Below are 6,768 nucleotides of genomic sequence, written 5' to 3'. Positions count from 1 at the left end.
TGGTGGCCGAAGACGGAATCGAACCGCCGACACGGGGATTTTCAATCCCCTGCTCTACCAACTGAGCTACTCGGCCACATGTTTCGTTGCAGCGAGGTCGCTGCCAAGGAGGCGTATATTACGGAGGTCGGTTGTCTTCGGCAAGGGTTTTGCCAAGAATTCTTCACATTGCCGTCTGCGCGCTCGCAAGTGCTTGATCCTCCGTTGTGGGGCAGGGCGGCCGATCGATCATCGTCTGCGCTGGAACTCAGCAGGTCGCCGCGATCGCCAAAGCTGCAAGGGCAAGGGTTGCGCCGGACGCGCGCGGGTCCGGGCAATGGAACGCTGTTTTCGTGGGCGCCACGGGCGGTCGCTGCGGCGTAGTGTCGGCAGTCCTTTCCCGATGCTGGCCACAGCAGAGACCGCCGCCATGTCCGATTCCCCGACCACGTCCCGCATCGTGCTGGCCTCGCGCCCGCAGGGCGCACCGAGCGCGGCGAACTTCCGCCTGGAGCAGGCCGCGCTGCCCGCATTGGCGGAAGGAGAGGTGCTGCTGCGCAATCGCTACCTGTCGCTGGACCCGTACATGCGTGGACGCATGGACGAGGGTCCTTCGTATGCGGCGCCGGTGCCCGTGGGTGCGGTGATGGAAGGCCAGACTGTGGCAGAGGTGCTGCAGTCGAACGCCGAGGGCGTAGCCACAGGTGAACTGGTGCTGGCGCCGGGTGGCTGGCAGACCCACGCGGTGCTTCCGGCCAATGCGCTCGGGCGTCGCCTCGATCCGGCCGGGTTGCCGTTGAGCACGGCGCTGGGAGTGTATGGCATGCCGGGGTTCACTGCGTATTCCAGCCTGCATGAAATCGCCCGCCTGAAACCGGGTGAGACGCTGGTGGTCGCTGCCGCCACGGGCCCGGTGGGCGCCACCGTGGCCCAGCTGGCGAAGTTGCAGGGCGCGCGCGTGGTCGCCATTGCCGGTGGCGAAGCCAAGCGCGCCTATCTGCAGACACTGGGCGTGGACGTGGCGCTGGATCATCGCGCCGCTGATTTCGCCGCGCAGCTACGCGCCGCGGTGCCCGCCGGCATCGATGTGTACTTCGAGAATGTGGGAGGGCACGTGCTGGATGCGGTGCTGCCGCTGCTCAACGACTTCGCCCGCATTCCGGTGTGCGGCACCATCGCCACCTACAACGATCGCGGCGTCGAGCAGCCCGGCCCGGACCGGCTGCCGACACTGTTCAGCCAGATCCTGCGCCAGCGCCTGACCGTGCGGGGTTTCATCGTGCACGACTTCAATCACCTGTGGCCGGACTTCGAACGCGAGATGCCGCAATGGTTGCGCGAGGGCCGTATCCAGTACCGCGAGGACGTGGTGGAAGGGCTGGAGAATGCGCCGGAGGCGTTCTTCGGGCTGCTGAAGGGGCGCAACTTCGGCAAGCTGGTGGTGAAGCTGGACTGAGTGTTCGCCGGGCATGGCCCGGCGCTGCCACAGGGCGTGCCGACCAGGGTCGGCACCCACGTCAGGCAGTCGAGGCCTTTTCCCGGCGCAGCAGTTCGCGCTTGCGCGCGACGCCCCAGGCGTAGCCGGACAGGTCGCCGTCGCGGCGCACCACGCGGTGGCAGGGCACGGCCACCGCCAGTGGATTGCTTGCGCAGGCCCTGGCCACTGCGCGGCTCGAGCGTGGTGCGCCGATGCGCGCGGCGATGTCGGCATACGAGGCAGTCTGCCCGCGCGGAATCTGCTGCAGCGCCTGCCAGACCCGCTGCTGGAACGCGGTGCCGCGGATGTCCAGCGGCAGCGTGGTGCCACGCGTGGGGTCCTCGACCAGGCCCACCACCTGGGCCACCAGTTGTTCATAGCCGTTGTCGGCGCCGACCAGTTCGGCCTGGCGGAAGCGTTGCTGCAGTGACTGCAGCAGCGTCTCCGGATCGTCGCCGAGCAGGATCGCGACCACGCCGGTCCCGCTGCTGGCCACCAGCACGCTGCCCAGTGAGCTTTCGGCAAGCGCGAAGTGGATGACTTCGCCGCGACCACCTGCGCGCCATTGCTTGGGAGTCATGCCCAGCAACTTCGGTGCGTTCTCGTAGAAGCGCCCGCTGGAACCAAAGCCGGCGTCGTGGAAGGCATCGGTGATGCGTTCCTGTTGCTCCAACCCGGTGCGCAGGCGGTCGGCACGCAGCGCGGCAGCATACTGCTTGGGGGTCAGCCCGGTGGCCTGTTTGAACAGGCGATGCAGGCGCGTCGGGCTGCAGCCGGCAATGCCGGCCAGTTCCTGCAGCGAGGGTTCGTCGAGGCTGGCCTGCAGGTGGCGGCAGACCCGTTCGACGCGGGCATCGAGGGCGGTAGTGGCGGTGCTGTCCATGCCCAGATTCTGGCATGCGCCGGTTCTGCGGAAACTCCGTTTCCTGCACCGATCGGGCAGGCCCGGAAACGGAGTGTTGGCGGGCCGAAGGCGCGGCATCGTGGCGGCCACTTCACAACCGGTACCATGGTCATGCACCTGAACAACAAGATCGCTCTCATCACCGGTGCCAGCGCCGGCATCGGCCGCGCCAGCGCGCTGCGGTTCGCCGCCGAAGGGGCAAAGCTGGTGCTCAATGCGCGTCGGCCGCAACCGCTGCACGCACTGGCCGAGCAGATCCGTGCCGGCGGCGGCGAGGTGGTGGTGCATGCCGCCGACGTGGCCGAGCCGGGCACGGCGCAGGCGTTGGTCGATCTGGCCCAGCAGTCATTCGGAGGCCTGGACATCGCGCTCAACAATGCCGGGATGCTCGGCCCCGGCGTGCCGGCAGCAGAGTTCCCGGCGGATGCGTGGCGCGAAGTGATGGCCACCAATCTCGATGCCGCCTTCCATGCGGCACGCGCCCAGTTGCCGGCACTGCTGGCACGCGGGGGCGGCTCGCTGGTATTTGTCGGCACCTTTGTCGGCCATACCGTGGGCTTTCCGGGCATGGCGGCCTATGCGTCAAGCAAGGCCGGGCTGATCGGCCTGAGCCAGGTGATCGCTGCCGAATATGGTGCACGTGGCGTGCGCAGCAACGTACTGCTGCCCGGTGGCACCGATACCGAGATGGGCCGCCAGGCTGCGCCCAGTGGCGACGCGCGTGATTTCGTGCGCTCGCTGCATGCGCTCAAGCGCCTGGCCGAACCGGAGGAGATCGCCAACGCGGCGCTGTTCCTGGCCAGCGATGAGAGCAGCTTCGTGACCGGCACCGCGATGCGTGTGGAGGGTGGGGTGTCGATCACCCGCACCTGAGAGGGGGGCATCGGCGGAATCAGGACTGCAGCTGCACACGCTGTTGGCGCAGGACTGACCTGCTGATTACCCGGCGATCTCTAGGGTAGGGGTAGCGTCGGCGTCCCGCTGGCGAAGGAGCGACGGATGAGTGAGCGCGAAAAAGACCAGGGCGACCCGAAGCAGGGCGTGCAGGAAAGCCGCCAGGACAGGAAGCAGGACGATGTGGCCAGGCAGCGGCCGGGGCAGCGCGACCAGCAGGTGCGCGATGCACATGCGCGCGACCCGAAGCGCAAGGACGGCGGGCAGGATCCCGCCTGAGCGGGCCACTGAAAAGAAAAAACCCGTAGATCGCAGGATCTACGGGTTCTTCTGAATAGTGGTGGAGCCAAGGAGGATCGAACTCCTGACCTCGTCATTGCGAACGACGCGCTCTCCCAGCTGAGCTATGGCCCCACGGCAGGGCTTCAGTGTAGCGCTGCCCGCCGGGCTTGCCAAGCGTGGGGCAGCGGCAGGCCCGCGGGCTCCGCTGCCACCTCGGTGGAGGCAGCCACACCGCGCAGATGGATGCAGGCATGGATCATTCCGGGCAGCCTTTCCAGCATGCAGTCGACGCCCGCCTCCTGCAGGTCATGCGCGTACTGCTCGGCCTCGTCACGCAGCGGGTCGTGCTCGCAGCTGAGCACCGAGGCGGGGGCCAGCCCCTGCAGACTTGTGGTGTCTTCGGCCAGCAGCGTGTCGCCCGACGGCGAAGGCGTGCGTGACTGGCTGGCCGGCCATCGTCGCCAACGTACGGCGGCGATCATCGCGCGCCTGCAGCAGGTGCAGGCCGAGGGTGAGCTGGCCGACGACGCGGCGGTGCAGGCGCTGGGCGACCATTTCGCCACGGTGCTGCATGGCATTTCGGTGCAGGCCCGCGATGGCGTCAGCCGCGAGCGGCTGCTGGCAATGGTCGATATCGCGCTGTGCCCGCTTCCCTGAGTCAAGCCCGAAAGGCGTGCCGAATGCCGAGTGACTGTGCCGAAACCGCTTGTTTCACCGGGTTTGGAGCTCGCGCAACGAAATCGTAACAATTTGGGGGATAATGGCGGCTTGCGCAGTTTTCCTCCCATTTGCCGCCCGGCTCGCGCAGGCCGCACGGACGCCTCCTCAGAGCATTGCATGCCCTCCCATACCGATTCCCGCCGCCTGTCGGGTCTGTCGTCTTCCCTTGTTTCCTTCCGCCGCCACCCGCTGGCCCTGGCCTGTGCCGGCCTGGCCCTGGTCGGCAGCTTCGGCGCCGCCGCGCAGGACAGTGCGCCGACCCCGACCGGGCTGGACACGATCACCGTGACCGCCGAGCACCGCGAGCAGAACCTGCAGGAAGTGCCGGTCTCGGTCGGCGTGGTGCAGGGCGAGCGCATGCGCGACTTCACCGCCGGCGGTGACGACACCCTGCTGGCGCTGTCCGGCCGCGTGCCGAGCCTGTATGCGGAAACCACCACCGGCCGCATCTTCCCGCGCTTCTACATCCGCGGCCTGGGCAACATCGACTTCTACCTGGGTGCCTCGCAGCCGGTGTCGATCATCCAGGACGACGTGGTGCTGGAACACGTGGTGCTGAAGTCCAACCCGGTCTATGACGTGGACCAGGTGGAAGTGCTGCGCGGCCCGCAGGGTTCGCTGTTCGGCCGCAACACCACCGCCGGCATCGTCAAGTTCGACACCCTCAAGCCGACCCAGGACTACACCGGCCGCGTCAGCGCCAGCTACGCGACCTACAACAGCGTGTCGATCGATGGCGGCTTCGGTGGCCCGATCAATGACATCGCGTCGTTCCGCGTGTCGGCCCTGTACCAGCACCGCGATGACTACGTCGACAACACCTACAAGGGCCCGAGCGCCGACGGTACGGTCAGCCCGAAGAAGAACGCCATGGGCGGCTTCGACGACCGCAACGTGCGCGCGCAGCTGCTGCTGACCCCGAGCGACCAGTTCTCGATCCTGGCCTCGGCCCATGCCCGTGACTACGAAGGCACCTCGACCCTGTTCCTGCGCGGTGCGCTGACCAAGGGCTCGAACAAGACCGACGTGCCGCGCGACAAGGTGGCCTACGACGAAGCCGACAACAACCCGCAGGCCTACAAGACCTACGGCGGCTCGGTGAAGGCACGCTACGACTTCGGTGCGATCGACTTCACCTCGATCACCGCCTACGAGACCACCTCCGGCTACAGCCGTGGCGACACCGACGGCGGCGCTGCGGTGAACTTCCCGGTCAATGGCGTGCCGAACGGCTATGGCCAGTCGATGGGCCGCATCCGCGACCTCGACCAGTGGACCCAGGAGTTCCGCCTGGCCAGCCATGACGACAGCGCCCTGCAATGGCAGGCCGGTGCGTTCTACTTCAACGGCAGCGACACCACCGACTTCTACCAGCGTGCGTGGTTCCTGCAGGGTGCGGCCCGCAACCCGAACAACTGGGTGCGCCTGCGCAACAAGAACACCTCGTGGGCCGGCTTCGGCCAGCTGAGCTACGCCTTCACCGACAAGTTCACCGTCACTGCCGGCCTGCGCCAGACCAAGGACGAGAAGCACACCCGTCTGCTGAAGACCGCGGACACCGCTGCCGGCGTGGTCACCTACAAGGGCCGCACCGACGTCAAGATGTCCGACACCACCCCGAGCTGGGATCTGAGCGCGATGTACCAGATCACGCCGGACGTGAGCGTCTACGCCAAGGTTGCCCGCGGCTTCCGCGGCCCGACCATCCAGGGCCGTTCGGCGGTGTTCAACGCCGACTTCACCACCGCCGATTCCGAGACCATCCTGTCCTGGGAAGCGGGCGTGAAGAGCAGCCTGTGGGACAACCGCCTGCGCCTGAATGCCACCGCGTTCACCTACACGGTCAACGACATCCAGCTCAACGGCAACGATTCGGACGGCAACGGCGTGCTGTTCAACGCTGACAAGGCCAAGGCCTACGGCTTCGAAGCAGACATGGAGCTGCGCCCGATCCCGAACCTGACCCTGAGCGCCGGCCTGAGCCTGCTGCACAGCGAGATCAAGGACAAGCGCGTCTATGCGCAGGTCTGCGGCCTCAACGGCCAGGTGGTCTGCACCGTCGGTGACCCGACCATCAAGGTCGGCGCCAACACCTTCGCGCAGATCGATGGCAACCCGCTGCCGAATGCGCCGAAGTACAACGTCAACCTGGCCGCCCGCTACGACTTCCCGGTCAGCGATGCCGGCACCATGTTCGTGTCCACCGACTGGAACAAGCAGGGTTACACCAGCTTCGTGCTTTACGACACCAAGGAATTCAATTCCAAGGGTGATTTCGAGGGTGGCCTGAAGATCGGCTACTCGGGCAACTACGGTGCCTACGAAGTGGCGCTGTTCGCGCGCAACATCACCAACGAGAAGAACCTCAAGGGTGTGATCGAGAACTACATGGCGGCGGTCTACAACGAACCGCGCACCGTCGGTGTCTCGCTGAACATGAACTGGTAATACGCGATTGCGGTGGCGGTGCACGCCGCCATCGCACTGCGTGAATGCCAAGGGGGGGGCGCCG

7 protein-coding genes and 2 tRNA genes are annotated in these 6,768 nt (G+C 66.8%); 5 read left to right on the top strand and 4 right to left on the bottom strand.

Features of this window, described 5'->3' with window-relative positions:
* A tRNA-Phe gene (locus tag O0J73_RS20860) sits at positions 1 to 76 on the bottom strand.
* Positions 77 to 409: 333 nt separating this feature from the next.
* Between O0J73_RS20860 and O0J73_RS20855 the strand changes: the two genes are divergently transcribed.
* A complete protein-coding gene (locus O0J73_RS20855) occupies positions 410 to 1,435 on the top strand; it encodes an NADP-dependent oxidoreductase (RefSeq protein ID WP_308309546.1) in 1,026 nt (341 codons plus the stop codon).
* 61 nt (positions 1,436 to 1,496) lie between these two features.
* On the opposite strand, the gene O0J73_RS20850 is transcribed toward O0J73_RS20855, so the two are convergent.
* Positions 1,497 to 2,339 (bottom strand): methylated-DNA--[protein]-cysteine S-methyltransferase, encoded by an 843-nt coding sequence (locus O0J73_RS20850; protein WP_308309545.1) that lies wholly within the window; start codon positions 2,337 to 2,339, stop codon positions 1,497 to 1,499.
* A gap of 132 nt (positions 2,340 to 2,471) precedes the next feature.
* Between O0J73_RS20850 and O0J73_RS20845 the strand changes: the two genes are divergently transcribed.
* Both O0J73_RS20845 and O0J73_RS20840 read left to right on the top strand, forming a co-directional pair.
* A complete protein-coding gene (locus O0J73_RS20845) occupies positions 2,472 to 3,233 on the top strand; it encodes an SDR family oxidoreductase (RefSeq protein ID WP_308309544.1) in 762 nt (253 codons plus the stop codon).
* Positions 3,234 to 3,359: 126 nt separating this feature from the next.
* The gene (locus O0J73_RS20840; RefSeq protein WP_308309543.1) at positions 3,360 to 3,533 is read left to right on the top strand and encodes a hypothetical protein; all 174 of its coding nucleotides are present in this window, start codon (positions 3,360 to 3,362) and stop codon (positions 3,531 to 3,533) included.
* A gap of 59 nt (positions 3,534 to 3,592) precedes the next feature.
* Here O0J73_RS20840 and O0J73_RS20835 read toward each other — a convergent pair.
* Positions 3,593 to 3,668, bottom strand: a tRNA-Ala gene (locus O0J73_RS20835).
* A gap of 11 nt (positions 3,669 to 3,679) precedes the next feature.
* Positions 3,680 to 4,018, bottom strand: a complete 339-nt coding sequence (locus O0J73_RS20830) for an alpha/beta hydrolase fold domain-containing protein (protein WP_308309542.1) — start codon at positions 4,016 to 4,018, stop codon at positions 3,680 to 3,682.
* Here O0J73_RS20830 and O0J73_RS20825 point away from each other — a divergent pair.
* Both O0J73_RS20825 and O0J73_RS20820 read left to right on the top strand, forming a co-directional pair.
* Positions 3,930 to 4,193 (top strand): hypothetical protein, encoded by a 264-nt coding sequence (locus O0J73_RS20825; protein WP_308309547.1) that lies wholly within the window; start codon positions 3,930 to 3,932, stop codon positions 4,191 to 4,193. The genes O0J73_RS20830 and O0J73_RS20825 overlap by 89 nt on opposite strands.
* 180 nt (positions 4,194 to 4,373) lie before the next feature.
* Complete coding sequence (locus tag O0J73_RS20820) at positions 4,374 to 6,704, top strand: TonB-dependent receptor (RefSeq protein ID WP_308309541.1); 2,331 nt, start codon at positions 4,374 to 4,376, stop codon at positions 6,702 to 6,704.
* The last annotated feature ends 64 nt before the right edge of the window (positions 6,705 to 6,768 follow it).

This window comes from Stenotrophomonas sp. Sm6012 (assembly GCF_030985895.1).
In the GTDB taxonomy this organism is placed as follows: Bacteria; Pseudomonadota; Gammaproteobacteria; order Xanthomonadales; family Xanthomonadaceae; genus Stenotrophomonas; species Stenotrophomonas forensis.
This window is presented reverse-complemented; position numbering and strand designations above follow the sequence as displayed.

Coding starts and splice junctions, on each gene's coding strand:
- O0J73_RS20855 (WP_308309546.1), top strand. CDS start 410: ATGTCCGATTCCCCGACCACGTCCCGCATCGTGCTGGCCTCGCGCCCG.
- O0J73_RS20850 (WP_308309545.1), bottom strand. CDS start 2,339: ATGGACAGCACCGCCACTACCGCCCTCGATGCCCGCGTCGAACGGGTC.
- O0J73_RS20845 (WP_308309544.1), top strand. CDS start 2,472: ATGCACCTGAACAACAAGATCGCTCTCATCACCGGTGCCAGCGCCGGC.
- O0J73_RS20840 (WP_308309543.1), top strand. CDS start 3,360: ATGAGTGAGCGCGAAAAAGACCAGGGCGACCCGAAGCAGGGCGTGCAG.
- O0J73_RS20830 (WP_308309542.1), bottom strand. CDS start 4,018: ATGATCGCCGCCGTACGTTGGCGACGATGGCCGGCCAGCCAGTCACGC.
- O0J73_RS20820 (WP_308309541.1), top strand. CDS start 4,374: ATGCCCTCCCATACCGATTCCCGCCGCCTGTCGGGTCTGTCGTCTTCC.